We start from the raw sequence: 23,860 nt of genomic DNA on the forward strand, positions 1-23,860 counted from the left end.
CGTTCGCGCTGCCCCATGAAACCGGCGCTGCTTCGCGCCAGGCTCAGAACCGGTGAATGATCCCCGCACCGACCGCCAACTGGTTGCCGGTCGACGACGGCGTGGTGTTCATCCCGTCGCCGAGCGTCGCGGTCGCATTGACGATGCTGCCGGCGCCGCTCGTGCCGAGCGTCTTGCCCTTCGCGTGCTGATACGCTTCGAGCAGGTACAGCCCGGTGCGCTTCGACAGCGAGTAGTACTGCGACAGGTTGAACTGGTGATATTGCGCGCTGTCGGTGATGCCGTTCGATTCCGTCGCGCGCGTATACGCATAGCCCGCACCGAAATCCCACACCGCCGACGGCTTCCAGTGCAGCACCGCGCCGGCCGTGTTGAAGATCGCCGTATTGAAGAACTTCGATGCGGCGCCCGGGATGTACTCGGTGTTGGTGTACGTGGCCGTCGCGTCCCACGCGTCGCTGAACCGGTAGCTGAGGCCGACCGCGAAGCGCTGCTGCGCCTTTGCGGTCTGGTAGCCGTTCGTGACCGCCGAGACGCCGATCTGCGAGCCGCTGTTCGACGTCGTCGAATTCGCGCCCCACGTGCCGCCCGCGGTATTCGAGTTGTTGATGCGCTCGAACGCGACGCCGACGCCGAGCGGGCCGGCCGCGTACTGGATGCCGGTCGCCCAGGTCGAGCCCGCGTTCGTGCTGCCCGCGACGCCGCCGAGCGAGTACGACCCGCTCAGCGTCACGCCGTACCACTTCGGCGACGTGTACTCGATCGTGTTGTTCGCGCGGTAGATCGTGTCGAGCCCGTCGACGTCGCCCGGATGGGCGCCGTAGTAGCCGGTGATCCAGGTGGTCGGACTGAACGGCGACATCGTCTGGTAGTACGACGCATATTGCCGGCCCGCAGTGAGCGTGCCGTAGGTTGCGTTCGTCAAGCCGACCCACGCCTGCCGCCCGAACATCGCATCCGTATACTGCGCGCCGCCCGTGGCCGAGTTGAAGCCCGATTCGAGCGTGAAGATCGCCTTCGTGCCGCCGCCGAGATCCTCCGCACCCTTCAGCCCGAAGCGGCTGCCCGCCCACACGCCCTGGTTCATCTTGACGATCGACTTGCCGCCCGTCGTCGAGCCGACCGTCGTCGAGTTGTTCTGGTAGCCGATGCCGTTGTCGACGATCCCGTACAGCGTGACGCTGCTCTGCGCGAGCGCCGGTACGGCGACCGCCATCGCAACGCCCGAGGTCAGCGCCGCGCGTAATGCCTGCTTCTTCATCGATCTGTCTCCTTCGTTTTGTGATTGAGAGGGTGGGTTGTCGTGTTCGTCGCGCGCTGCCCCGTCACGGACGATAGGCATGCCAGCCGTTGCCGCCCGTGCACGCGAGTTGCGAACCGTTCACGCGGCACGTCGCTTCGTAGCCCGGCGAGTACAGCCATTCGCCGGCCCAGTGCAGGTCGACGAACGGAGCGGCCTTCGGCGTGTCGGCGACGAAATTGGCCGCGTCGTCGGTGCTGCCGCTGCCCGTATAGCGCGCGGTGGCCGGATACGGAAACACCGGGCGCGTGCGCGTCGTGTTGCCGTTCGCATCGACGATCGACGCGACGATCCGGCCGGGCGTCGCGCCCGTTTCGGTCCACGCCATCAGCGGCGTCAGGATGTCGAACACGTTCGGCCCCTGGCCGCCGCCGCAGTGCGCGACGCCGGGGAACAGGTAGAAGCGCGCGAAGCGGTCGACCTTCGCATCGCCCATGTAGCGCTTCATCGCTTCGTAGTATTCGATGCTCGAGCGCGGCGAGATATGCTGGTCCTCGAGGCCGTGCCACAGCAGCAGCTTGCCGTTGCGGCCGGCGAAGCGGCTCAGGTCCGGATCGGTCGCGGCCAGGTAGTTCGACACGGGGATCACCGTCTTCATGAAACCGTCGAGCGTGAACTTCAGGTCGCCGATCGTCGCGGACGGATACGACGCGTTGTAGTAGTCGAGATAGCGCAGGAACGGCAGCACGAAGCTGATCGTGCCGCTCGGCGTCGTCGCGGCGGCCGGAACGAACAGGCTCCAGTTCAGCTCCGAGCCCCACTCGCGCGACACGAGCGGTTCGAGGCGCGTGCCGTCCGCGGTGGTCGCGCCGTCGTGGATCCGGCGCACGACGTCGGCTTCCTGCGGCGTCAGGCACGTCGCGGTGGACTGCCCGTTCGCGCATGCCAGCGTCGCCGGATCGAAATGGCACGCGCGCGGGTTGTCGATCACGCCGTCGACGACACCGTCGAGCCCGTCGCACGCCTTCAGCACGGCCGCGTGGATCATCGGCAGCTTGCCGGCGAGCAGGATCGCGTTGCCCGTCTTCGGATCCGTGTTGACTGCGTTCGGCCATGCATGGTGGAACGTGTTCTGCACGATCAGGTCGTTCGCGGGTGCACCGGCCGCGATGCCGTCGAAATCGTCGGGGTAGCGCTGCGCTTCCATCAGCGCCTCGCGGCCGCCGTCCGAGCAGCCGTCGAAATACGCGTAGCGCGCCGGTCGCGCATAGAAGCGGTTGATGATCGCCTTGGCCACCTGCGCGGTCGCATGCTCGGCGCGATACGCAAAGTCGAGCTTCGCGGTCGGAGCGAGCGCCCACGAACCGTCGTTGCCGCCTTCGTGGCCCATGTCGGTCGCGGCCATCGCGATCGTGCCGTTGGTCACCGGCACGCAGGTCGACGCCATCGGCGCATTGACCGACAGGTTGCCGCACAATCCGCCGCAGCCGGTCTGCAGATAGCGCTGCGTCCAGCCCTGCGTCGGCAGCTGCAGTTCGAACAGCGACGCGCCGGGGCCGATCGTGCCTTTCACGTCGCAGACGGGGGCAGGCAGCGTGTTGTTGCCGACGACGGTGCCGGCCGGCAGCAGCGTCGCCGAGGTGATCGTGACGGCGCCGTCGGTCACGCCGCTCAAGTCGAGCGCCGCGACCGCCTGGCACGACATCGCCGGCATCACGGCCGGCAGATTCGCGAGGCCGCCGGCGCTGCTCGCCGCGATGGCGGCGCCCGGCCAGCCGGTCATCGCCGCGCACAGCCACACCACGCCGGCCGCCAGCAGGCGAGCCAGCCTGTTGCGTCCGCTATCTGCCGCGCGATGCGCCGCGCGCAGCATCCACCCTGCCCTGCAGTTCGTCTGCATGACTGTCTCCTGTCGTTCTGATTGGCGGGCCGCGCTTCGGCGAAGCGTTCCGGCCCGGTGAGAGGGTTCGTCCATCCTCGAACGAAGCAGGCCGAAACCGGCTTCGCTCGTTTATCAGCATAGCTAAATCACTTGCTCGACCGCGTTGCGAAGAATCCGCAATGCCATCTGATCTGTTTATCGCTTCGAACCGGCTGCGGCGTGCGGCATCTGCGCTCAGGCCGGCTCCATCCCGTGCTCGCGCTTCACGGTCGCGGCCTGCGGCGACGCGAGATACGCGAGAAACCGCGCCGCGGCCGCGCGGTCGCGCGCCGAGTCGCACACCGCCGCCGCAAATACCGTCATCGCCTGGATCGCATCCGGCAACGCGCCGACGACTGCGACGCCCGGCACATGCATCAGCTCGCTCAACTGCTGGAAGCCCAGGTCGACCTCGCCGGACGCGATCAGCATGCCGACCGGCACGCCCGGCGGCGCCTGCACGATGCGCGGCGCAAGCGCATCCGTCAGCCCCCAGCGCGCGAACAGCCGATTCAGGTGAACACCGCTCGGGCCCGTCGAAAAGCCGATCCGGCGCGCGCGCAGCACCGCGTCGCGCACGGCCGCTTCGGTGTCGATATCGGGCCGCTCGGCGCCGGCCGCAACGGCGACCGCGATACCCGAGCGCGCGACCTCGACGCGGCTGTCCGCCACGACGCGACCGTCCGCCGCGAGCCGTGCGATCGCGTCGGACGCGAGCACGACGAAATCGAACGGCTCGCCGGCCTGCACGCGCTTCGCCGCATCGACGCCGCCGACCGACGTGACCGCCACGCGGCAGCCCGTGTCCTCTGCATACGCGGCCGCCAGCCGCACGAGCAGCGGCCGCGTCGCCATCGACGAAATGCCGGTGACGGCGACGTCCGTGCGCACAGCCTGCTCCATCGTCGGCGTCCCCATCAGTCGATATAGCGCAGGCCGGCCTGACGCAACGGCTCGCGCATGTCGTACATGTCGAGGCCGAGCACGCCCGAGGCGAGCTTCGCGCGTTTCGCCGCTTCGTTCGTCTCGCGCGCGACGGCTTTCTCGAGCACCGCGGCGGCATTCGCGGCCGGCACTACGACCACGCCGTCGTCGTCGGCGACGATCACGTCGCCGGGATGCACGAGCGCGCCCGCGCAGACCACCGGCACGTTCACCGAGCCGAGCGTCGCCTTGATCGTCCCCTTCGCCGAAATCGCCTTGCTCCAGACCGGAAACTGCATCGCCTCGAGCACCGCGACGTCGCGCACGCCCGCGTCGATGATCAGCCCCTGCGCGCCGCGCGCCTTGAAGCTCGTCGCGAGCAGGTCGCCGAAGTAACCGTCGGTGCAGTCCGCGGTAATCGCCGCGACGACGACGTCGCCCGGCTGAATCTGTTCTGCCGCGACATGCATCATCCAGTTGTCGCCCGGATGCAGCAGCACCGTGACGGCCGTGCCGGACGCCAGCGCGCGCGGATAGATCGGCCGCATGTACGGCTTCATCAGGCCGGTGCGACCCATCGCCTCGTGCACCGTCGCCGAGCCGAGCGCACCGAGCCGTGCCGCGACATCGCGGTCCGCGCGGTGGATCGTGCGGTAAACCACGCCGAGTTCAGTCATGATCAAAGCCCCTTCGCTTTCAGTTGCGCATCCAGGCGCGGATACACGCGCCGCGCATTGCCTTCGTAAATCCTGTAGCGCGCCTCGGCGTCGAGCGACGACGCCTCGATATAGCGCTTCGTATCGTCGTAGTAGTGGCCGGTTTCGGGATCGATCCCGCGCACCGCGCCGATCATCTCGCTCGCGAACAGGATGTTGTCGACCGGAATCACGCCGGTCAGCAGGTCGATACCGGGCTGGTGATAGACGCAGGTATCGAAGAACACGTTGTTCAGCAGATGGTCTTTCAGCAGCGGCTTCTTCAGCTCCTGCGCGAGCCCGCGGAACCGCCCCCAGTGATACGGCACTGCGCCGCCGCCGTGCGGAATCACGAAGCGCAGCGTCGGGAAATCGGCGAACAGGTCGGAAGTCAGGCACTGCATGAACGCGGTCGTGTCCGCGTTCAGGTAGTGCGCGCCGGTCGTATGGAAGCACGCGTTGCAGCTCGTGCTCACATGGATCATCGCGGGGATGTCGTACTCGACCATCTTCTCGTAGATCGGATACCAGTAGCGGTCCGACAGCGGCGGGCTGGTCCAGTGGCCGCCCGACGGATCGGGATTCAGGTTGATCGCGACGTTGCCGTATTCCTCGACGCAGCGCACCAGTTCCGGAATGCAGGTCGACGTATCGACGCCGGGGCTTTGCGGCAGCATCGCGGCCGGTACGAAGTGATCGGGGAACAGCCGGTGCACGCGATGGCACAGCTCGTTGCAGACGGCCGCCCAGGTGCTCGATACCGCAAAGTCGCCGATGTGGTGCGCCATGAAGCTCGCGCGCGGGCTGAAGATCGTCAGGTCGAGGCCGCGTTCGCGCATCAGCCGCAACTGGTTCAGCTCGATCGATTCGCGCAGCTCGTCGTCGCCGATATTCAGCTCCGCGACTTTCGGCTGTTCCGACGGGCTGCCGATGCTCGCGATCTGGCGGTTGCGCCATGCTTCCAGCGCCTTCGGCGCGGTCGTGTAGTGGCCGTGGATATCGATGATCATTGACACTCCTGCAATTGATGACTTGTCCGGCCGCTCACCGAATGCCGCGCCGCGCGGGCTTGCCGCCCGCGCACCGCGGTCAGTGCGCCGGGTTTTCCAGTTTCTGCGGTTCGATCGCGCCTGCGCGCTGCGTCGTCATGATCGCGATCGCGGCCAGCGTCGCCGGCACCGCGAGCATCGACAGGATCGCGTCGAACTTCCATCCAATCCCGAGCAGCGCGCCGCCGATCGCCGAGCCGAAGATGCTGCCGAAGCGGCCCATCCCCAGCATCCAGCTCACGCCGGTGGCCCGCGCAACGGTCGGGTAGCGGCCCGGCGCATACGCGTTCAGCCCGGTCTGCGCGCCGCTCATGCAGAAGCCGGCCGCGAACACCAGCAGCGCGAGCGACGACGACAGTGCACCGGCCCATGCGAGCAGCGCCACGCACAGCCCGCCGCCGAGATACGCGACGCCGATCACCGGCGCGGGCCGCACCTTGTCCATCAGCCAGCCGACGCCGATCGCGCCGATCGTGCCGCCGATCTGGAACATCGCGGTCACGTTCGCGGCCGTGCTCACGGACAGCCCCGCGTCCTTGATCAGCGTGGGCAGCCAGCCCGTCAGCAGGTAGATCACGAGCAGCCCCATGAAATACGTGATCCACAGCGACACGGTGACGAACCCGTAGCCTTGCGAGAACAGCACGCCGATCGGCTTGCGCGTCGGCAGCGGCGGCTCGTTCGACACGAACGTCTCGTCGCCGCTGAACTGCCCGCCGCACACGCGGTTCAGCAGCGCGCCGATCCGTTGCGACGGCGCGCCGCGCACCGCCAGCAGCCGCGCCGACTCGGGCAGCAGCCAGAGCTGCAGCGGAATCAGCAGCAGCGGCAGCGCGCCGCCGAACAACAGCACCGCACGCCAGCCGTGCACGGGAATCAGCCAGCCGGCGACGAAGCCGATCAACGCCGAGCCGAGGTTGAAGCCCGTGAACATCAACGTGATCATCAGCGCGCGCATCCGCTGCGGCGCGTATTCCGACAGCAGCGTCGTCGTGTTCGGCATCGCCGCGCCGAGACCGATGCCGGTCAGCAGCCGCAGCACCGCCATCTCGACCGGCGAGCCCGCATGCGCGGTCGCGATCGTGAAGAGGCCGAACAGGAACACCGACGCGATCAGCACGCGCTTGCGGCCGAACCGGTCCGCGCTCGGGCCGGCCACCAGCGCGCCGATCACGAGGCCGATCGGCGCCGCGCTCATCACCAGGCCGAACTCCGGCCGCGAGATCGCCCAGTCGCGTATCACCGACGGCGCGACGAAGCCCATGATCGCGACGTCCATCCCGTCGGCGATCACGACGAGGCAGCACAGCACGACCAGCAGCCACTGGTAGCGCGACACCGGCCGGTCGTCGATGAACGACTTGATGTCGACTGTCTTTCCACTTGCCATCATGTTTCTCCTGTCTCCTTGACGGCGAATCTTCCTTTTCGCTTCGATTCGCAGTCCTGTTCATGAGGTTCGGTACGTTGCCGAACCGGTCGATGCGGGCGCGCGCTTGCCGCGCCCGCGCGTCCCGCTATGCGCCGTCCTTGCGGCCCGCGTCGTCCCAGCCGAGCGGCCCTGCGCTCTTTCCCGCGACCGAATACAGCGCGCCGGGCGCATTGCGCGTGCGCTGGAAATCCTCGAGCGATTCGCCGCGCATCGCCGCGTAGATGTGCAGGTTCGAGACGCCCGTCACCGCGCCGAGCTTTTCGAGCAGGAAGAAGATCACGCCGTAGCGCAGCAGGCCCGGCCAGTCGCGGCGGCGAATCAGGTCGCGCTCCTCGTCGCTGAGTCCGGCCGCCTCGAAGCTCGCTTCGGGTTCGGCCAGGAATTGCGCGCGATGCGCGGGTTCGATCATCCGGTGCAGGTAGTCGTTGATCCGGTAAGCGCCGACCGCCCGCGCGATCGTAAACGGATAGGTGCCGGGCAGTTCTTCGACGCCGGCGAGTTCGGCGGCCAGCCGCTGCCGGTGGCGTTCGGCCGCGACCGCATCGACCTCGGTGTCCGCGCTTTCGTAGATGGCCGTCGCGATGCCCGTCATCGACGGCAGGTAGTAGCTGCGGTGCCGGCAGACGACGCCGGCCGGCAACGCGCCGCGCATCGTGAGCCACATGACGACCTCGGCGCCCTCGAAGCCGCCGAGCGTCGCATATTCGCCGAGCGTCATGCCGGCCAGGCGCTCGGGGTCGCGCTCGAACAGGTCGAGGAAGCGCGCGTCCCATTCCGGGTTGTTGAAGCCCGAGCGTTCGCCGTGCACCTGGTGCGACAGCCCGCCGGTCGCGACGATCGCGACGCGCAGGTCCTCCGGATAGCTTTCGATCGCGCGGCGCAGCGCCTGTCCGAGCCGGTAGAAGCGGCGCGCGGACGGCACCGGCAGCTGCAGCACGCCCATCTGCAGCGGCACGAGCCGCACCGGCCAGTCGGGACGATGCGGGCACAGCACCGACAGCGGCGAGAAACAGCCGTGGTCGAGCGGCTTGTTCTGGAAGAACGACATGTCGAATTCGTCGGCCATCAGCGACTGGCCGATATGCGCGGCGAACGCGGGATCACCGGCGATCGGCGGCAGGTCGCGCGCGCCGCCGCCCTCGTCGGCCGGATGCCATTGCGGCCCGACGCCGAGCGCGAACGCCGAGTAGTGATCGAAGAAGAACGACGTCACGTGGTCGTTGTAGATGAACAGCAGCACGTCGGGGCGCTGTTCGTCCAGCCACGCGGCCAGCGGCGCGAAGTTCTCGAAGATCGGCGCCCAGACCGGATCGTCGCGCTTGTTCTTGTCGAACGCGAACCCGATCGTGGGCGTGTGGGAGGCCGCAGTGCCCCCGATGATCCGTGCCATGCCTGTTGCTCCTTCGCGATGCTCGAATGCGGACCGGCCGGTTCGCCGGTCCGCGACAGATTGAATACGTGGGTGCCGCGCCCGCCGCCTATGCGCGGCCGGGCGGCTGCGGCGCCAGGCTGCGCTTGACCACCAGCGCGAGCGGCACCGCAAAGACGAAATGCGACATGAACCCGCCGATGATCACGTTCGGGTCGAAGTAATTCGGGTGATTGCTCGACGCGATCATGATCAGCACGTGCATCACGATCCAGGCGACGATCGCGAAGAACAGCGCGACGAAGGTCGCTTCATAGCCGCGCCGGCGAAACCACGGCCAGATCGCCGCAAACACGACGCCCCAGCCCATCGCGAACGCGAAGTGGATCGCCGTGCCGATGAAGTATGCCGCGATGCCGAGCGCGTCCTGCGCGGCCTTGCCGAACACCAGCCCGGTCGCATTGCGCGGGATGCCCGCCAGCGGCATCAGATGCTGCGCACCGACCCACACGAGCGCCTCGTAGACCCAGATCAGCACCGCGCCCGTCAGTCCGCCGCGCACGCCCGCGCGAATCGTGTCCGCCCATGCGCGGCGATCCGCCGCGTCACGCTGCCCGTCGATGCCCATCGTATGCTGTCGTGCCATTGCGCTGCCTCATTCGTCGGATGGATCGTCTCGCATGGCGAGACGCCCGTTGTGATCGGACAAACAATGAAACAGATGGCGGTCCGATGCGCCGTTCAGCTCGCCGATGCGGCTGTCGGACTCGAAATTACGCATTCGGCGGCACGGTCAAAAAGTCAGTGTAAACCCTTATATTTCGTCGAAACGGCATGCCCGAACGGGCTTTCCGGGACGAAGCGCGTGTCGGTCCATTGCGCGGGAAGCCCGTCCGGCACGGCTGTCGCGGCCGACCTCGCCCAGCTTCCCCGACCCCGTCGCAATTCCGCACGATTCACAATCGATAAACAAAACAGATAGGCCGATAAGCACGACGCAAGCTCCGGCGCCGCCGTTCCGGTAAAGTCGATCGTCATCTGCCGGCGCCGGCGGGCATCGCGTGAAAGGGTGCCGCGACCGCCGTCGCCGCTGCAATGCGAGCCGCCCGATACATGGACCACACCGAACTCCCGAATCTCGCATGCCTGCACGCGGTGCAGCGCGTCGCCGACACCGGCAGCGTCAGCCGCGCGGCCGCGACGCTGTTTCGCGCGCAGTCGGCCGTCACGCGCGCCGTACAGGAAATCGAAGCGGCGCTCGGCGAGCCGCTGTTCGAGCGCAAGCCGTCCGGCATGCTCGCGACGCCGGTCGGGCGCGCGGTGCTCAAGCGCGCCGAGCGCGTGTTTGCCGAGCTCGGCGAACTGGCGAACTGGTGCGCGCTGCGCCAGTCGCGCCGACGCGCGCCGGCCGAAAGCGGGCTGCCTGCCTACCTGCTCAATACGCGGCGGCTGCAGTTGTTCTCGACGCTCGCGCGGCACCGGCACATGCCGAGCGCCGCGCGCACGCTCGGCGTCACGCAGCCGGCCGTCAGCAGCGCGATCCGGATTCTCGAAAGCGGCGCGGGCTTCGCGCTGTTCCATCGCCATCCGCGCGGCCTGCTGCTGACCGCCGACGGCGAAACCTTCCTGCTGCACGTGCGCCGCGCGCTGAACGAACTGCGTCACGTCGCCGACGACGTCGCCGCGCTGCACGGCAGCATCCAGGGCGTCGTGACCGTCGGCGCACTGCCGCTCGGCCGCACGCTGATCCTGCCGGAAGCCGTCGCGCGCGTGGTCACGCGCTTTCCGAAGGTGCGCGTGATCACCGACGAAAGCGCGTACGAGGCGCTCGTCGCCGGCGTGCGCGCGGGCGATATCGACTTCATTCTCGGCGCGCTGCGCGCGAACGATCCGGCGAGCGGCCTGGAGAACGAGCGGCTGATGTCCGAGAACCTGGTGGTCCTCGCGCGGCACGACCATCCGCTCGCGGCCGTGCGCAACCTCAGTCTGCGCAGCCTCGCCGATGCGCAGTGGATCCTGCCGCGCAGCCATGCGCCCGCGCGCGGCCTGTTCGACGCGCTGTTCAGGCGAACCAAGCTGAAGCCGCCGATGCCGACGGTCGAGACGGCCGACCTCGCGGTGATCCGCGGGCTGCTGCTGCATACCGATATGCTGGCGGTGCTGTCCGCGCAGCAGTTGCATTACGAGTGCGAATCGGGGCTGCTCGCGGTGCTCGACGTCCCGATGCGCGAAACGACGCGCGACATCGGCCTGATCACGCGCAGCGGCAGCCCGCCGTCGCCGGCCGCGCGCGCGCTGATCGACGCGATTCGCCTCGTCGCGACCGAAGTCGCGCGCACGCCCCGCGCGACCGCCGCGCAATAAGGAAAACGCATGGCGATCGCGCCCGGTTCGCATTGCATGCGACGCAGACGTCCACGGACAATGCGCGATGAAGGGCCGTCGGCCCGGCATCGGCGCGCCGCACCGGAATAAACGGGTGCGATACCCGCGCAGCGCGCGAGGTTCAGGAAGGAGCACACGCATGACCGAATCGACGATCGCGTTCATCGGCTTCGGCGAAGCCGGCGGCCTGCTCGGCGGCGCGCTCGCCGCCCGCCGCCTGCGCGTGACGATGTACGACCGGCAGCTCGACGATGCGCAGCTCGCGCCGGCGATGCGCGCGAAGGCGGCACGCGCGAACGTCGCCGCGAAAGCGACGCCCGGCGACGCGATTCGCGACGCGCGCTGGATCGTGTCCGCCGTCACCGCGTCGTCCGATGTGCAGGTTGCCGAAGCGGTCGCCGCGCACATCCGCCCGGGCCAGACCTTCATCGACATCAACTCGGTGTCGCCAGCGACGAAGCAGCACGGCCAGCGGCTGATCGAGGCGGCCGGCGCCCACTACGTCGAAGCGGCCGTGATGGCGCCCGTGCCGCCCTACGGCCTCGCGGTGCCGATGCTGCTTGGCGGCCCGCGCGCGGAGCCGGTCGCGCGCGAACTGAACGCGCTCGGCTTCGACGCGCGGGCCGTGTCGACCCGGGTGGGCGTCGCGTCGGCCGCGAAGATGTGCCGCAGCGTGATGATCAAGGGCATCGAGGCGCTGACCGTCGAATGCCTTGGCGCGGCGCGTGCGTACGGCGCCGACGCGCTCGTGCTCGCGTCGCTGCGCGAGACCTTCGACAGGTTCGCAACGATGCCCGACCTGCCCGGCTACCTGGTCAGCCGCGTCGCCGAGCATGGCCGCCGGCGCGCGGCCGAGATGCGCGAGGTCGCCGAAACGGTGCGGGAAGGCGGCGTCGAGCCGGAGATGAGCGCCGCGTGCGCGCGGCTTCAGGATCGATTCGTCGACCGGATGGCCGAACACGACATCGACTACCAGACGCTGCAGCCGTTCGACTGGGCAAACCTGCTCGACCGGCTGGACGGCCGGCAACGATAGCGGCCGTCGATCGCAGGCACGCCGCGGGCGCCGGATGCTATCGGGATGCCGGGCCGGCCTGCACCGATGCCGATGCCGTCGCCGCTGCCGGCGAAAACGCCGCCTCGACGAAGCGGATCACGTCGTCGAGCGACGCCGTGCACGTCGCGCCCGGTGCGAGATCGCAGAACGCGCCGTCCGGCCCGAAGCAGACGAGCGGCTTGCGCCAGCGCTGCGCGAGCGCAATCTCCTCGGCCGTGCCGGGCCCGCCCGGCAGCGCGACGATCAGATCGCTGCTCAGCACGTTCACGTAGTTGCGGTTGATCCGCTGCGGATCGGCGTCCGGTTCGCGGCGCGGCAGCGGCGTGAGGACCGGGATCTCGACGAATGGATGCGGATAGCCGTCGAGCGGCACGAAGCCGGCGTGCGGATCGGGCTGCGTCGGCAGGATCCCGATCGAGCGGCCGGCGCGCTCCGGCACCGCGGCGAACGCGCGCGACACGGCCAGCATCACGCCCTGGCCGCCGCCCGTCAGCAGGTTGAAGCCGGCCCGCGCGAGCCACGCGCCGAGCGGTTCCGAGAAGGCGAGCCACGGTTCCTTGCCCGAGCCCATGACGCCGATCGTCTTGCGTTGCATCGTCAGTGCCGTATTCCGTTGAAGTTGCTGCGCCGCGCGGCGCGCTTATTCGAGTTCGACGCCCTTGAGTTCGGGAATCAGGAACAGCGTCGCGATCATGTCGAGCACATAGAGGCCCGCGAGCAGCGCGATCGCCGTCTGGAACGAGTAGTGCGCGGCCAGCGCGCCCACCGCGACCGGCCCGAAGCCGCCGATCGCGCGGCCGATGTTCCACAGCACGTTCTGCGCGGTCGCGCGCGCGGCCGTCGGATAGCCTTCGGACATCAGCGTCCCGTATCCGCCGACCATCCCGTTGACGAACATCCCCATCAGCGCGCCCGCCCACAGCATCGCGGTCGGGTCCGACAGCCGCGCATACGCGACGACCGTCGCGACCGAGCCGAGCTGGTAGAGCAGGAACGTCGGCTTGCGGCCGATGCGGTCGGCCAGCTGACCGAACACCCACACGCCGAGCATCATGCCGACCACGGTCACCGCGGTCCACAGCCCCGATTTCGTCAGCGAGAAACCCATCTGCTTCGACAGGAAGGTCGGCAGCCAGATCATGATCCCGTAGTAGCCGAAGTTCTGCACCGCGCAGAGGATCACGATGCCGAGGCTCATGCGCGCGGTGCGGCCATCCGCGACGAGCATGCGGAACGCGCCGGCCTTCGGCTGCGCCGCGCGCTGCACGAACACTTCCGGCTCGTGCAGCTTGTTGCGCAGCACCCAGGCGAGCAGCGCCGGCACCACGCCGACCACGAACATGCCGCGCCAACCGAGATGAAGCAGCAGCAGCGGCGTCAGCAGCGCGGCCAGCAGCACGCCCGCCTGCCAGCCGAGCGCGACATAGCACGACACGCGCGCCCGTTTGCTGGCCGGCCACGCTTCCGCCGCGAGCGCCATGCCGATGCCGAACTCGCCGCCCAGGCCGATGCCCGCGATCGTACGGTAGACGAGCAGATCCCAGAACCCGCGCGCGAACGCACACAGGCCGGTGAAGACCGCGAACAGCATGATCGTCCAGGTCAGCACGCGCACGCGCCCGTAGCGATCGCTCAGCGCGCCGAACACGATGCCGCCCGCGACCGCGCCGATCAGCGTCCACGTGACCAGCGCGCCGCCCTGCCCGGGCGTCAGCTGCAACGCCGCGCTGATCGCGGGCAGCATGAAGCCGAGGATCAGCAGGTCGAAGCCGTCCATCGCGTAGCCGATCGCCGAGCCGGCCAGCGCCTTCCAGGCGTACGGGCCGACCTGCCCGACGGGCGGCGCCGCCGGATCGCCGAGCGCCGAAGATTTCATGTTTGCTGCCATGGTGTCCTGCCGGAGAGATTGGGCGACATTCTAGGGCCTATTCGCGCGAACGAAGCGCGCGAGCGAGCGCGCAGATCGGCCGTGCGCTGCGCGAAACGGCGCGCATCGTCGGGCCATCGACGGGAAAGGAAGGGAAACGACGGCTGCCGGCCGGGGCCGCGAAAGGCCGATGGCGGCGGTGAAACCGCCGATGTCGCGCGGACCGGACATCGACGGAAAGGCCTTGACTGTTGCCGGAAAAAAGCCCGCTCGTGCGGGCCGAATCGCGCCGGCTGCATGCCGGCGCGCACTGCGTCAGCCCTGGTCTTCGCCGGGCCACCAGGTCTTGGCTTCGCGATCGACGAGCAACGCGTCGAGATCCTTGCCTTCGAGCCATTTGGGTTTCGGGCCGCGCCCCGACCACGAGCGACCCGACGTCGGATCGTAATACTTGGCCGGCGCCTTGCGTTTTCGCTGGACGATATAGCCAAGCGCGCTCAGCACTTCCTGCTGCGTGATTCCGTACAGATCGACCTGTTCCTTGAAGGCCGCGAGCGCGGCCTGCTTCTCCTTCTGCTTGAGTTCCGACAGCTTGATGTTCAGGTCCCGAAGTTGTGCCTCGAGATCCTGCAGGGCCTGGGTCATGTACTCATCCTCTTTGGGCATGTTTTCTGAAAAATTCCGATGGCGGAACCTAACACGAAGTTCCGCCGATCTGTGTTGCGATATGTGAACGGCGCATCGATTCTGTAAGGCTTTCGAATCGCGCCGAAAGCTTCGCGGCGCGCGTCAAACCGGGCCGTTCGATCGCAACACGCGGCGCACGCGGTAACGCGCGCCGCCGCCGGCGGCCTCCGCACCGTCCGGCTTCGCCCCCTGGCACGGGGCGGCATGGCGCGAATGATAGCAGTGCGCGACCCGCGTGTTGCACTCCGGCCGGCTCGTCGCGTCGCCTCGGGCATGCGCGCGCGGGCCGGCTTCGGCCGCCGCGCGACGCGTCACGGGCCCGCGTCGGCGGCGCCCCACGCGATCCGCTCGAACAGCGCGCGCAGCTTTGCGCCGCGCGCCGTATTCAGCGCAGCCGCGTGCGCGACGCGGCCGGCGAGATGCGCGCGGAAATCCGCATGCGCGCCGCGGTTCTGCGACGCCGGCCCGTGCCGCACGCAATTGGTCAGGATCGCCTTCAACCGGTCGAACTCGTCGCGCGCAAGGTTCGGATGACGGTTGACGACCACGCCGGCCAGCTCCTGCCGTGCGCCGCGCCGCATCACGCGCGTCTTGCGCAGCTGCAGCGCGAAGCCTTCGTCGAACGCGATCGCGGCGACCCGCACCTGCAGCCGGTCGATCGCGCGCGCGAGTGCGGCGCCGCCCGAGAACGCCAGGTCGTCCGCGTAGCGCGTATAGGTCGCATCGAGCGAACGCGCGAGCGCAGCCAGCCGCATGTCGAAGCGGAACGCGCACAGGTTGGCCAGCGCCGGCGAAGTCGGCGCGCCTTGCGGCAGATGCCGGTTGCGGTAGCGCTGGCGGCTGGTCCAGTCGAACCGGTCGCGCAGGTCGGCAGCGAGCAGCCGCGCCGACGGCACCCGGTTGGTGCACAGCGCGGTCAGCACACGGGCGACTTCGGCCGGATAGCCGAGCGTGTGGAACAGCGCATGCACGCGCGCGGCGCGCACCGACACGAAGAAATCGGCGAGATCGAAGCGGATCACGACCTCGCGATCCGCGTGCGGCGCCGCAAACGACACGATCCCGCGCCCCTTGCGAAAACCGTGCGCGGACGCGTGCGGCGGAACGCGGTCGAGCAGCCCGTGCAGGATGCGGCGCTGCGTTTCGCGCAACCGCCCTTTCGGAATCTCGATCAGCCGGCTGCCGCCGCGGCGCTTGTCGCAGGCCATGTAGGTGTAGTGATGCAGCGGCGTTTCGCTGCCGCGCGCGTCGACGCGCCAGCGCTCGGCCAGCCAGTCGAGTTCGGCTGCATCCAGTCCGAGCCACTCGGCCAGATCGCCGCAGGTCGGCCAGTGCGGCACGTCGCATCCGGCGAGCGGCGGCGGCAGCGGCCGCTGGACCGGCGGCCGCCGCACGATGCGGATCACGGCCGGCCGGTCGGCGCCGTACCACGCGCGCACGAAGCCGGGCGAATCGGCGCCGAAGCGCGCGAGTATGTCGATGTCGAGATCGGGCCAGCGCGGGCCGAAGCGTACGGTCGCGGCGTCGGCGAGCGGGCGCACCCATGGCGATGCGTCGCCGGTCACGGCCGCGATGCGGGCCGCGACGCCGTCGGGCTCGGGCGAACCGGCCAGCATCGCCTCGGCGATCGTATGGACGGTGTCGGACAGGGACGCGTGCATGAAAATCGAAGGGCGGGACGATGAGTCAACGTGCCAGGTCCTGCGAGAGCTCACGCTGCGCAACGCGCAGCTCACGCTCTTGCGACGCATCGGGGTGTCGGTCTGATCCACGGGGTAGCCCCGTAGTCCTGGAACATCGACTGCCTGCTCCGGGGGTGTGCTTGACCCACCGCCCCGCGACGGGACTGTAAGCGGCGAAGACGCGGTGTGTCAAATGTGCGGCAGGCTCGCGCGACCGGCTTCGGCGATACAGGCACGCCCGCTCGCCTGCCCCGCTCGACGACGACGCATCAGCGTGCGACGCGCGTCATCCGCTCGTTACCACGCGCACGCGCGGGGAATCGAGCCGCACGCCGAGCCAGCGTTCGATCCGCTGGCGATCCGCGCGCGGCAGCGGTTTCGCGCTCGAGACGACGAACGTCACGAACGGTTGCGCGGCCGGCGCACTGGCACCCGCATCCCACGCGTCGGTCGCGCCGTACAGGATTTCGCGGATCTGCGGGTACTGCGTGCGCAGCTCGCGGGCGACGCGCGCGAGCTCGGCCTGCTGCGTCGCGCGCGCGTCGAGCTCGCGCTGCAGGCGCGCGATCGTCTGGTCCTTCGCGTCGATTTCGCTGCGCGTCGCGTCGTTCGCGGCGATCAGGTCCTGCGCGATGCTCGCCTTCAGCGACGACGCGAGCGCGCCCGTGTCGATCCGCTCGTCGCCGGCCTGCCGCACCACGAGCCGGCTGTCGCGCAATCCGTAGCCCGGCAGCTTGTCCGCGAGCCGGTCGAGCTTCGCCTGGTCGACCCGCTGTCCGACCAGCGTCGCCTCGATCACGCGCGTGCGCGGATCGATGCGCTTGCTCGCGACGACCGACAACGGCAGCGACAGCTCGGCCTTGATGAACTGCTCGGCGCGCGCATTGAACACTTCCTGCGTGACGAGCCGATACGCGAGGATCACGCTCGGCACGGCCGTCAGCACGACCGCCGCGAGCACGAAACGCCGCACGCGGCGCTGCATCGTCTCGTCGACGGGCGCGACCGGCTTCGCGCGGATCACCCACGTCACCACCACGGTCGCGAACGCGATGAACACGCAGTTGATCGAGAACAGGTAGAACGCGCCGGCGAAGTACGGCAGGCTGCCGTGCGCGAGGCCGTACCCGGCCGTGCACAGCGGCGGCATCAGCGCGGTCGCGATCGCGACGCCCGGAATCACGTTGGTCTTTTCGCTGCGCGTCGCGCCGACCATCCCGACGAGGCCGCCGGACAACGCGATCAGCACGTCCCAGATGCTCGGCGACGTGCGCGCGAGCAATTCCGAATGCTCCCCCGTCAGCGGGCTCAGCGAGAAATACAGCGCGGACGTGGCGAGGCTGATCGCGGTCGCGATGGCGAGCGTCTTCAGCGAGCGCCGGATCAGCGCGAAGTCGTAGATGCCGATTCCGTAGCCGAGCCCCATGATCGGCCCCATCAGCGGCGAAATCAGCATCGCGCCGATGATCACCGCGGTCGAGTTCACGTCGAGGCCGATCGACGCGACGAAGATCGCGGAGATCAGGATCCACAGGTTCGTGCCGCGCAGCCCGACGCCGCTGCGGATGTCCTGGTCGATCGTCTCGCGGTCGGCCTGGCCTTCGCGCAGGCTGAAGTACTGGCGCAACACGGCGCGCGCCCGCACGAGCGTGCGAGCCGGCGGGCGGGAGGATACGGTGGTCATGGTTGTTGTTCGGTTCTACCCCGGGGAAGCCGCGACGACATGCCGTCGGCATCGCGTGGCCCGGCCCGCGCGCGGCGAGAAGAGCATCGCATACGGGCCGCGTTCGCACAATCGGCGCGGGTGGGCGACGGATCGCACGCGCCGCGGCGCACCGGCTTACGGCACCGGCGGCGCACTGCGCAGCACCGCGCGCAGCCCCGTATCGAACGGCGTCTCGTGATCGATGCCGAGCGCGCGCAGGCGCGATGCGTCCAGATGGCAGTCGTACGGACGCGGCGTCGCGTCGGTGGGCCGGTCGATCGGCGTGAGCGAGGCGTCGATGCCGAACGCGGCGGCGATCCGCCGCGCGATCTCGTATTTGGTCATCGGCTCGCGGCCCGACCAGTGACGAATGCCCGTGACGCTCGCGCCCGCCAGATGGCGCAGCGTCAGATCGCGAATCACCGCGGCAACGTCCGGCGTGTAGGTCGGATAGCGGATCGCCCAGGCATCCATGCCGACCGCGTCGGCGCCCGGGCGCGCGGAACCGACGGTCGCCGGCACGAGGCTCGTCACCGCCGACTCGCTCCAGTCGGCGATCGGGCCGTACAGCAGCGGCAGGCGCAGCACGCACGACAGCGGCGACGCGGCGAGCAACGCCGCCTCGCCTTCGAGCTTGGTGCGGCCGTAGATATTCAGCGGATTCGGGACCGCGTCTTCGCGATACGGCGCCGCGCTGCCGTCGAACACGTAGTCGGTCGAGATGCCGAGCGTCCATGCGCCGTGGCGCGCGGCGAGCGCGCCGATGCGCGCCGGCGCGTCGACGTTGATCGCACGCGCGGCGGACGGATCGCGTTCGCACACGTCGGGTCGCCGCTCGGCCGCGCAGACGATCACGGCGGCCGGCCGGCAGGTGTCGAACGCGCGCTCGAGCGCAGCCTGATCGAGCACGTCGAGGATCGCGAGCCGGTCCGGCGGCAGTGTCAGCAATCGGGCGCCGGCCGTCTGCGGGTTGCGCACCGTCGCGACCAGCGCGACGGACGGTTCGCCGGCCAGCGCGGCGGCCACCGCGCGGCCGAGCAGGCCGGACGCGCCGATCAGCAGCACGGTGGCGGGGGAAGTCGACGAAGAACTCACTGTCATGGCGGACGATGCGTGCCGAAGCCGTTTTCTGTTTGCGATCGGCAGATCTTAGCCAAGCGGGCGCGGGATGGCAAAAAGGCCCGGCGCACCGCCGTGCGCCGGGCCTCGCCGCATCCGCGAAGCGCGCGGCGACTTACTTGCGGTCGAGCGAGTACCGCCCCGGCCCGCTCATCGCGAGCAGCAGGAAGCCGCCGATGAGGGCCACGTTCTTGTAGAAGTTGATCATCGCGAGATACTGGTCCATCCCTTGCAGCGCCCAGTAGCGATGGCCGATCAACGCGGTCGCGAGCGTATAGGCGGCGAACGCCAGCGCGAGCGGACGCGTATAGAAGCCGACCGCGATCAGCACGCCGCCGACCAGTTCGACCGCCACCGCGATCGCCGCCGACAGTTCCGGCGACGGCGCGCCGGTCGACGCCATGTACGCGACGGTGCCCGAGAAGCCGGTCAGCTTCTGCCAGCCGAACAGCACGAACAGGATCATCATCAGCACGCGAGCGGCCAGCAGCAGCTCGTCCTTCTTCGATTCCAGCGACATGTAACGCATTGCATTCACCCTTGAATGGACGGTTCGACGCATCCGGCGCCGACGCCCGCCGGGATGGCGGGCGGGCTCGGCACGGACGACTCCTCGCACGATCGGACAACGGGCATGGCGGCCTGCTGCCGAAGAATCGATCCGCTTGCGCGTTCGGGGCGCCTGCTCCGGATCGGTTCTGGCGAAGCACGGGTGCAGTCTACTGTCTCAATAAAAATCATCAATCCGGCGAAAAAGGATTCGCTGTCTCGATAAAGTGGACAATACGCGGCGATCGCTACCGATGCCGGGGCCGGCTCACCGCCCACTCGCAAAGTCCCGCACCGCATAACCATCCGCGAATTTCTTCGTGGCGGCGCGCACGCGGTTTGCCGACAATGTCCGCCCGGCCAGCGTCGTCGCCGATCGACCGCGCATGCGGCCGCCCTTGCAGGGAGTCCCGTGAAAACCGTCCCGCCGCGCCAGCTTCACCTGAACGTCAACATCCTGCATTCGGGCTTCGTGCCGTCGGCCTGGCGCGTGCCCGATGCCGATCCGCGCGCGTTCGTCGACGTCGCGCACTACGTGCGCGTCGCGCGAATCGCCGAGGCTGCCGCGTTCGACGCGGTGTTTCTCGCGGACAACGCGTCGATCGCCGACCAGATCGACTTCCGGCCGATCACCGCGCTGGAGCCGACCGTGCTGCTCGCGTGCATCGCGGCGGCCACCTCGCACATCGGCCTGATCGGCACCGCGTCGACCAGCTACAACGAGCCGTACAACCTCGCGCGCCGCTTCGCGTCGCTCGATCATGCGAGCGGCGGCCGCGCCGGCTGGAACATCGTGACGACGGCCGACCTCGGCTCCGCGCGCAATTTCGGGCGCGACGCGGTGCCCGATCATGCGCTGCGCTACGAACGGGCTGCCGAGTTCACCGAGGTCGTGAAGGCGCTATGGAACAGCTGGGAAGACGATGCGTTCATCGGCGACCGGGCCGCCGGCCGCTTCGTCGATCCCGACAAGGTGCACCGCATCGACCATCGCGGCGCGCACTTCGACGTCGCCGGGCCGCTGAACCTGCCGCGCAGCGCGCAAGGACATCCGGTGCTGGTCCAGGCCGGCGGGTCGTCCGACGGGCGCGAGCTCGCGGCGCGGCATGCCGAAGCCGTGTTCTCCGCGTCGCAATCGTTCGACGAGGCGCTCGCGTATGCACGCCAGCTGAAGTCGCGCGCCGCCGCGCTCGGGCGCGGCGACGACGCGCTGCGCGTGCTGCCCGGCCTCACGACCATCATCGGCGCGACCGAAGCCGACGCGATTCGCCGGCGCGACGAACTGGTCGACCTGATTCCGTGGCGCTACAGCGTCAATCGGCTGGCCGGCACGCTCGGGATCGCCGCCGAGCGGCTCGCGCTCGATCGACCGCTGCCGGCCGATCTCGCGCTGCCGGGCGGCGGCAACGGCAATCACACGTTCTTCCATGCGACGCTCGCCCACGCGCGCACGCACGGCTACACGGTGCGCCAGCTGATCCGCGCGCTGGCCGGCGGCGGCGGGCATCGCGTGCTGGTCGGAACGCCCGAGCAGATCGCCGACGACATCGAACGCTGGTTCATCGCCGGCGCAGCCGACGGCTTCAACCTGATGCCCGACGTGCTGCCGGGCGGCCTGCAGGATTTCGTCGATGGCGTCGTGCCGATCCTGCGTCGGCGCGGGCTGTTCCGGACCGCCTACGCGGGCCGCACGCTGCGCGAGCACTTCGGGCTGCCGCGCGCGGCCGGCCGCCGCGCCGCCGAACGACACGCGGCGCTCGCGACCTGAACGCACGCCGCGCCGGCCGGCGCATCAGGCCGACGCGACCAGCGCATTGAACGCCGTGTCCCAGAACGGCGCGACGTTCGCCGGGCCGTCGAGCACACCGATGCGCGCGAACGCGTCGGCAACCTGCTGATGCTGCGCGATCACATCGGGCGTGACGGGCAGCAGCGCGAAATCGTCGCTGCGCCGGTCGAACAGCTCGACGAGATCGGCGACCGGCACGCGCGTCTCGCGATTCTGTGCGCGTGCGTAATCGGGGAAATGCGTATTGGCCCACGCGTACGCGCGGCGCAGCCGCAGCAACAGGTCACCTGTCGCCGCGCGCCGGCGCGGATCGTCGAGCGCACGCGGATTCGCATAGATCGGGAAGTTGCCGGACAGGTAGCCTTTGCCGGTCTTCAGCACGCGCGCGCCGTAGCGGTCGCGCGCGAGCTGGCCGTTGTAGCCGTAGATCGCCCACGCGTCGATGTCGCCGCGATCGTAGGCCGACAAGCCGTCGGTCGGCGACAGGTTGATCGGCTGGATGTCGTCGAAGCCGAGGCCCGCTTCGGCCAGCTGCCGGTACAGGAAATAATGCGACGTCGTCGCGCGCACGTAGCCGACGCGCTTGCCCTTCAGGTCCGCGATGCCGCGGATCGCCGTTTCCCTGCGCGCGAGCGTGACCTGGTTGTTCAGGTCCTCGCGCGTGCGCGAGATGAATTTCACGCTGGCCTTCTGCCGTGCGGCGAACACCGCCGGAATTTCGCTGCCCGAACCGATGTCGAGCGCGTCCGCATTGAGCGCCTCGATATGCAGCACGCCGTTGTTCAGTTCGCGCCAGTCGATCCGGTACGGCGTATCGGCCAGACCGGCGGCCTGCAACAGCGGACGCCAGATACCCTTGTAGGTCGCGACGCGCAGCGTCGTGCCGGCGAGATCGACGGAAGCAGACGGCGAAGCGGCCGCCACGCGCGGAACCCGCGCACCCGCCGCGAGCGCCGCACCGGCCAGCAGCACGCGGCGACGCATCCATGACATTGACGACATCCGATACTCCTGCGCAACGAGGTGAACAGAGAAAAAGCGCGACTACGCGTGCGTATGCCGCAGCGTGCCGTCGATCGTCTGCGGCAGGCGCAGCAGATTGAAGATCGGGCACACGGCTTCGACTGCCCGATGCAGCTCGCGTATCGTGTCGGCCGGTTCGGGCGACACGATATCGAGCGTGTAGCGGATGTTGTGCGGGAACACCGGCACGTGCTCGAAGCCCGGCTGCTGCGCGAGCGGATGCTGGTCGCCGGTCACCTCGACCTCGATCGAATCGATCTTCAGCCCGCGCTCGGCGGCCTGGATCAGCGTGATGTGCGTGAGGCAGCTGCCGAGCACGCCCAGCTGCAGTTCCGGCGACGCCGGCCCGAGGTTGTAGCCCGCGAAATCCGGCGGGCTGTCGCTGATCACCTGGAAGTCGCGGATGCGGATCTCGCGCACGCCGCTGCGGCCGAGCGCGCGCACGTTCGCCTTCAGCGAAGTCGCCTTGAATTCGGGATCGTTGCGCGCGGCGTCCTGCTTCGCGCGCCATGCGTCGCGTTTCTGTATCAGGTAGTCGTTCAGTGTCGTCATGATCGGGGAGCGTGATGCCGTCGATTGGCACCGCGAACTGCCGTGCATCGCCGGGCTTCTCATGCTAGTGCGTCGTCAATTCCCGGCAAAACGATCATTCCGGCAAAGCAAATCAGCACGCGCGTGATTCGCTTTGCCGTCACATCGCTGCGCATCGAACCTGCGCCGACGCCGGTTCGCCGACACGCGCCGCGCGCACGCCAATCTATCCACAATTTTCGTGCATAACCCTGTGGACAACTTTCGGCGAGGTTCGCGCCGCCGGCTTGACGTCGCGATGCCTCAATTGCGGGCAGGCGGCCGGCGATGCATCGATCGGCATCAATGCAGCTTCGGAAACCCGTGCCGCTCGGCGAGCAATTCGAGAATGCGGCGCGAATCCGCGACGTAGCGCACGTCGCCGAGCGACTGCGCATCGTCCGGCGCCGCCCGATCGTTGCCGAGCACCAGCACCGGCAAGCCCTGATGCGCGTCGTCGAGCGCGGCGATCACGTCGTGCCGCGGACGCGCGAAGCCGACCCGCTTCACGTCGAGGCCGGCCGCACGCGACGGATCGCTCGCGAGCAGCCCTTCGATCGCGAGCCCGTGCGGGCAAACGAAACGCTCGCCCGGATGCTTCGGATCGGCGAACCCCGGTTCCAGCAGAAACAGCACATCGCGACTCATGTTCTTCGACCTCCATGGAAAGCGTTGCGGCGGCGCGCCGCGCCCCGGCCCGATGCCGGAGCGCAGACTGTAGCGGGCGACGCGCGCGCGTCAAACCAACGATTTCTGTCATCGATATGACGCGCAGGCAACGAGCGCCGGTGCGCGGC

21 protein-coding genes and 1 pseudogene are annotated in these 23,860 nt (G+C 69.0%); 3 read left to right on the top strand and 19 right to left on the bottom strand.

Annotated elements, in window-relative coordinates; genetic code table 11:
* Positions 1-43: 43 nt before the first annotated feature.
* The 9 genes and pseudogenes from WS57_RS17860 to WS57_RS37140 form a co-directional block, all read right to left on the bottom strand.
* A complete protein-coding gene (locus WS57_RS17860; protein ID WP_069244645.1) occupies positions 44-1,261 on the bottom strand; it encodes a porin in 1,218 nt (405 codons plus the stop codon).
* A 64-nt stretch (positions 1,262-1,325) separates the two neighbouring features.
* Positions 1,326-3,261: pseudogene (locus WS57_RS17865) on the bottom strand (tannase/feruloyl esterase family alpha/beta hydrolase).
* Between the two features lie 95 nt (positions 3,262-3,356).
* Positions 3,357-4,064: a substrate-binding domain-containing protein gene (locus tag WS57_RS17870; RefSeq protein WP_059513901.1), complete on the bottom strand. Its 708-nt coding sequence runs from the start codon at positions 4,062-4,064 to the stop codon at positions 3,357-3,359.
* 14 nt (positions 4,065-4,078) lie between these two features.
* On the bottom strand, positions 4,079-4,762 hold the full coding sequence (gene ligK, locus WS57_RS17875) for a 4-carboxy-4-hydroxy-2-oxoadipate aldolase/oxaloacetate decarboxylase (protein WP_009694366.1): 684 nt from the start codon (positions 4,760-4,762) through the stop codon (positions 4,079-4,081).
* A gap of 2 nt (positions 4,763-4,764) precedes the next feature.
* Complete coding sequence (locus WS57_RS17880) at positions 4,765-5,790, bottom strand: amidohydrolase family protein (RefSeq protein WP_009694367.1); 1,026 nt, start codon at positions 5,788-5,790, stop codon at positions 4,765-4,767.
* Positions 5,791-5,869: 79 nt separating this feature from the next.
* Positions 5,870-7,219 (bottom strand): MFS transporter, encoded by a 1,350-nt coding sequence (locus WS57_RS17885; protein ID WP_059513724.1) that lies wholly within the window; start codon positions 7,217-7,219, stop codon positions 5,870-5,872.
* Positions 7,220-7,346: 127 nt separating this feature from the next.
* Complete coding sequence (locus WS57_RS17890) at positions 7,347-8,651, bottom strand: gallate dioxygenase (RefSeq protein ID WP_069244647.1); 1,305 nt, start codon at positions 8,649-8,651, stop codon at positions 7,347-7,349.
* Positions 8,652-8,739: 88 nt separating this feature from the next.
* Entirely contained in the window at positions 8,740-9,258 is a 519-nt protein-coding gene (locus tag WS57_RS17895; protein ID WP_236871965.1) for a hypothetical protein, read from the bottom strand.
* 173 nt (positions 9,259-9,431) lie between these two features.
* On the bottom strand, positions 9,432-9,668 hold the full coding sequence (locus WS57_RS37140) for a hypothetical protein (RefSeq protein ID WP_155755095.1): 237 nt from the start codon (positions 9,666-9,668) through the stop codon (positions 9,432-9,434).
* Positions 9,669-9,743: 75 nt separating this feature from the next.
* Here WS57_RS37140 and WS57_RS17900 point away from each other — a divergent pair, with 75 nt between their 5' ends.
* Together WS57_RS17900 and WS57_RS17905 are read left to right on the top strand one after the other, a co-directional pair.
* Positions 9,744-10,994, top strand: coding sequence for a LysR family transcriptional regulator (locus tag WS57_RS17900; protein ID WP_069244649.1), 1,251 nt, complete (start codon positions 9,744-9,746; stop codon positions 10,992-10,994).
* A gap of 160 nt (positions 10,995-11,154) precedes the next feature.
* Positions 11,155-12,051: an NAD(P)-dependent oxidoreductase gene (locus WS57_RS17905; RefSeq protein WP_069244650.1), complete on the top strand. Its 897-nt coding sequence runs from the start codon at positions 11,155-11,157 to the stop codon at positions 12,049-12,051.
* 37 nt (positions 12,052-12,088) lie between these two features.
* Here the strand turns inward: WS57_RS17905 and WS57_RS17910 are convergent, their stop codons facing one another.
* The 7 genes from WS57_RS17910 to WS57_RS17945 form a co-directional block, all read right to left on the bottom strand.
* Positions 12,089-12,667 (bottom strand): Rossmann fold nucleotide-binding-like protein, encoded by a 579-nt coding sequence (locus tag WS57_RS17910; RefSeq protein WP_009694376.1) that lies wholly within the window; start codon positions 12,665-12,667, stop codon positions 12,089-12,091.
* 45 nt (positions 12,668-12,712) lie between these two features.
* Positions 12,713-13,960 carry an MFS transporter gene (locus tag WS57_RS17915; protein ID WP_009694377.1) on the bottom strand — a complete coding sequence of 416 codons (1,248 nt, stop codon included), beginning with the start codon at positions 13,958-13,960 and terminating at the stop codon, positions 12,713-12,715.
* A gap of 294 nt (positions 13,961-14,254) precedes the next feature.
* On the bottom strand, positions 14,255-14,584 hold the full coding sequence (locus WS57_RS17920) for an H-NS family nucleoid-associated regulatory protein (protein ID WP_009694378.1): 330 nt from the start codon (positions 14,582-14,584) through the stop codon (positions 14,255-14,257).
* Positions 14,585-14,937: 353 nt separating this feature from the next.
* Positions 14,938-16,287, bottom strand: a complete 1,350-nt coding sequence (locus WS57_RS17930; RefSeq protein ID WP_059513707.1) for a reverse transcriptase family protein — start codon at positions 16,285-16,287, stop codon at positions 14,938-14,940.
* Positions 16,288-16,594: 307 nt separating this feature from the next.
* Positions 16,595-17,992, bottom strand: coding sequence for a DUF389 domain-containing protein (locus tag WS57_RS17935; RefSeq protein ID WP_059605316.1), 1,398 nt, complete (start codon positions 17,990-17,992; stop codon positions 16,595-16,597).
* A 156-nt stretch (positions 17,993-18,148) separates the two neighbouring features.
* On the bottom strand, positions 18,149-19,114 hold the full coding sequence (locus WS57_RS17940; RefSeq protein WP_059513703.1) for a dTDP-4-dehydrorhamnose reductase family protein: 966 nt from the start codon (positions 19,112-19,114) through the stop codon (positions 18,149-18,151).
* Between the two features lie 133 nt (positions 19,115-19,247).
* A complete protein-coding gene (locus WS57_RS17945) occupies positions 19,248-19,661 on the bottom strand; it encodes a DoxX family protein (protein WP_009694300.1) in 414 nt (137 codons plus the stop codon).
* Positions 19,662-20,093: 432 nt separating this feature from the next.
* Here WS57_RS17945 and WS57_RS17950 point away from each other — a divergent pair, with 432 nt between their 5' ends.
* Positions 20,094-21,449 carry an LLM class flavin-dependent oxidoreductase gene (locus WS57_RS17950; RefSeq protein WP_069244651.1) on the top strand — a complete coding sequence of 452 codons (1,356 nt, stop codon included), beginning with the start codon at positions 20,094-20,096 and terminating at the stop codon, positions 21,447-21,449.
* Between the two features lie 24 nt (positions 21,450-21,473).
* On the opposite strand, the gene WS57_RS17955 is transcribed toward WS57_RS17950, so the two are convergent.
* The 3 genes from WS57_RS17955 to WS57_RS17965 form a co-directional block, all read right to left on the bottom strand.
* On the bottom strand, positions 21,474-22,472 hold the full coding sequence (locus WS57_RS17955; protein WP_069244652.1) for an ABC transporter substrate-binding protein: 999 nt from the start codon (positions 22,470-22,472) through the stop codon (positions 21,474-21,476).
* Positions 22,473-22,514: 42 nt separating this feature from the next.
* The gene (locus WS57_RS17960; protein ID WP_069244653.1) at positions 22,515-23,045 is read right to left on the bottom strand and encodes an OsmC family protein; all 531 of its coding nucleotides are present in this window, start codon (positions 23,043-23,045) and stop codon (positions 22,515-22,517) included.
* A gap of 321 nt (positions 23,046-23,366) precedes the next feature.
* A complete protein-coding gene (locus tag WS57_RS17965; protein ID WP_069244654.1) occupies positions 23,367-23,711 on the bottom strand; it encodes a DUF3088 domain-containing protein in 345 nt (114 codons plus the stop codon).
* Positions 23,712-23,860 lie beyond the last annotated feature (149 nt).

Source organism: Burkholderia pseudomultivorans (assembly GCF_001718415.1).
GTDB classification, from domain to species: domain Bacteria; phylum Pseudomonadota; class Gammaproteobacteria; order Burkholderiales; family Burkholderiaceae; genus Burkholderia; species Burkholderia pseudomultivorans_A.

Coding starts and splice junctions, on each gene's coding strand:
- WS57_RS17860 (WP_069244645.1), bottom strand. CDS start 1,261: ATGAAGAAGCAGGCATTACGCGCGGCGCTGACCTCGGGCGTTGCGATG.
- WS57_RS17870 (WP_059513901.1), bottom strand. CDS start 4,064: ATGGAGCAGGCTGTGCGCACGGACGTCGCCGTCACCGGCATTTCGTCG.
- ligK (WP_009694366.1), bottom strand. CDS start 4,762: ATGACTGAACTCGGCGTGGTTTACCGCACGATCCACCGCGCGGACCGC.
- WS57_RS17880 (WP_009694367.1), bottom strand. CDS start 5,790: ATGATCATCGATATCCACGGCCACTACACGACCGCGCCGAAGGCGCTG.
- WS57_RS17885 (WP_059513724.1), bottom strand. CDS start 7,219: ATGGCAAGTGGAAAGACAGTCGACATCAAGTCGTTCATCGACGACCGG.
- WS57_RS17890 (WP_069244647.1), bottom strand. CDS start 8,651: ATGGCACGGATCATCGGGGGCACTGCGGCCTCCCACACGCCCACGATC.
- WS57_RS17895 (WP_236871965.1), bottom strand. CDS start 9,258: ATGGGCATCGACGGGCAGCGTGACGCGGCGGATCGCCGCGCATGGGCG.
- WS57_RS37140 (WP_155755095.1), bottom strand. CDS start 9,668: ATGACGATCGACTTTACCGGAACGGCGGCGCCGGAGCTTGCGTCGTGC.
- WS57_RS17900 (WP_069244649.1), top strand. CDS start 9,744: ATGGACCACACCGAACTCCCGAATCTCGCATGCCTGCACGCGGTGCAG.
- WS57_RS17905 (WP_069244650.1), top strand. CDS start 11,155: ATGACCGAATCGACGATCGCGTTCATCGGCTTCGGCGAAGCCGGCGGC.
- WS57_RS17910 (WP_009694376.1), bottom strand. CDS start 12,667: ATGCAACGCAAGACGATCGGCGTCATGGGCTCGGGCAAGGAACCGTGG.
- WS57_RS17915 (WP_009694377.1), bottom strand. CDS start 13,960: ATGGCAGCAAACATGAAATCTTCGGCGCTCGGCGATCCGGCGGCGCCG.
- WS57_RS17920 (WP_009694378.1), bottom strand. CDS start 14,584: ATGACCCAGGCCCTGCAGGATCTCGAGGCACAACTTCGGGACCTGAAC.
- WS57_RS17930 (WP_059513707.1), bottom strand. CDS start 16,287: ATGCACGCGTCCCTGTCCGACACCGTCCATACGATCGCCGAGGCGATG.
- WS57_RS17935 (WP_059605316.1), bottom strand. CDS start 17,992: ATGACCACCGTATCCTCCCGCCCGCCGGCTCGCACGCTCGTGCGGGCG.
- WS57_RS17940 (WP_059513703.1), bottom strand. CDS start 19,114: ATGACAGTGAGTTCTTCGTCGACTTCCCCCGCCACCGTGCTGCTGATC.
- WS57_RS17945 (WP_009694300.1), bottom strand. CDS start 19,661: ATGCGTTACATGTCGCTGGAATCGAAGAAGGACGAGCTGCTGCTGGCC.
- WS57_RS17955 (WP_069244652.1), bottom strand. CDS start 22,472: ATGTCGTCAATGTCATGGATGCGTCGCCGCGTGCTGCTGGCCGGTGCG.
- WS57_RS17960 (WP_069244653.1), bottom strand. CDS start 23,045: ATGACGACACTGAACGACTACCTGATACAGAAACGCGACGCATGGCGC.
- WS57_RS17965 (WP_069244654.1), bottom strand. CDS start 23,711: ATGAGTCGCGATGTGCTGTTTCTGCTGGAACCGGGGTTCGCCGATCCG.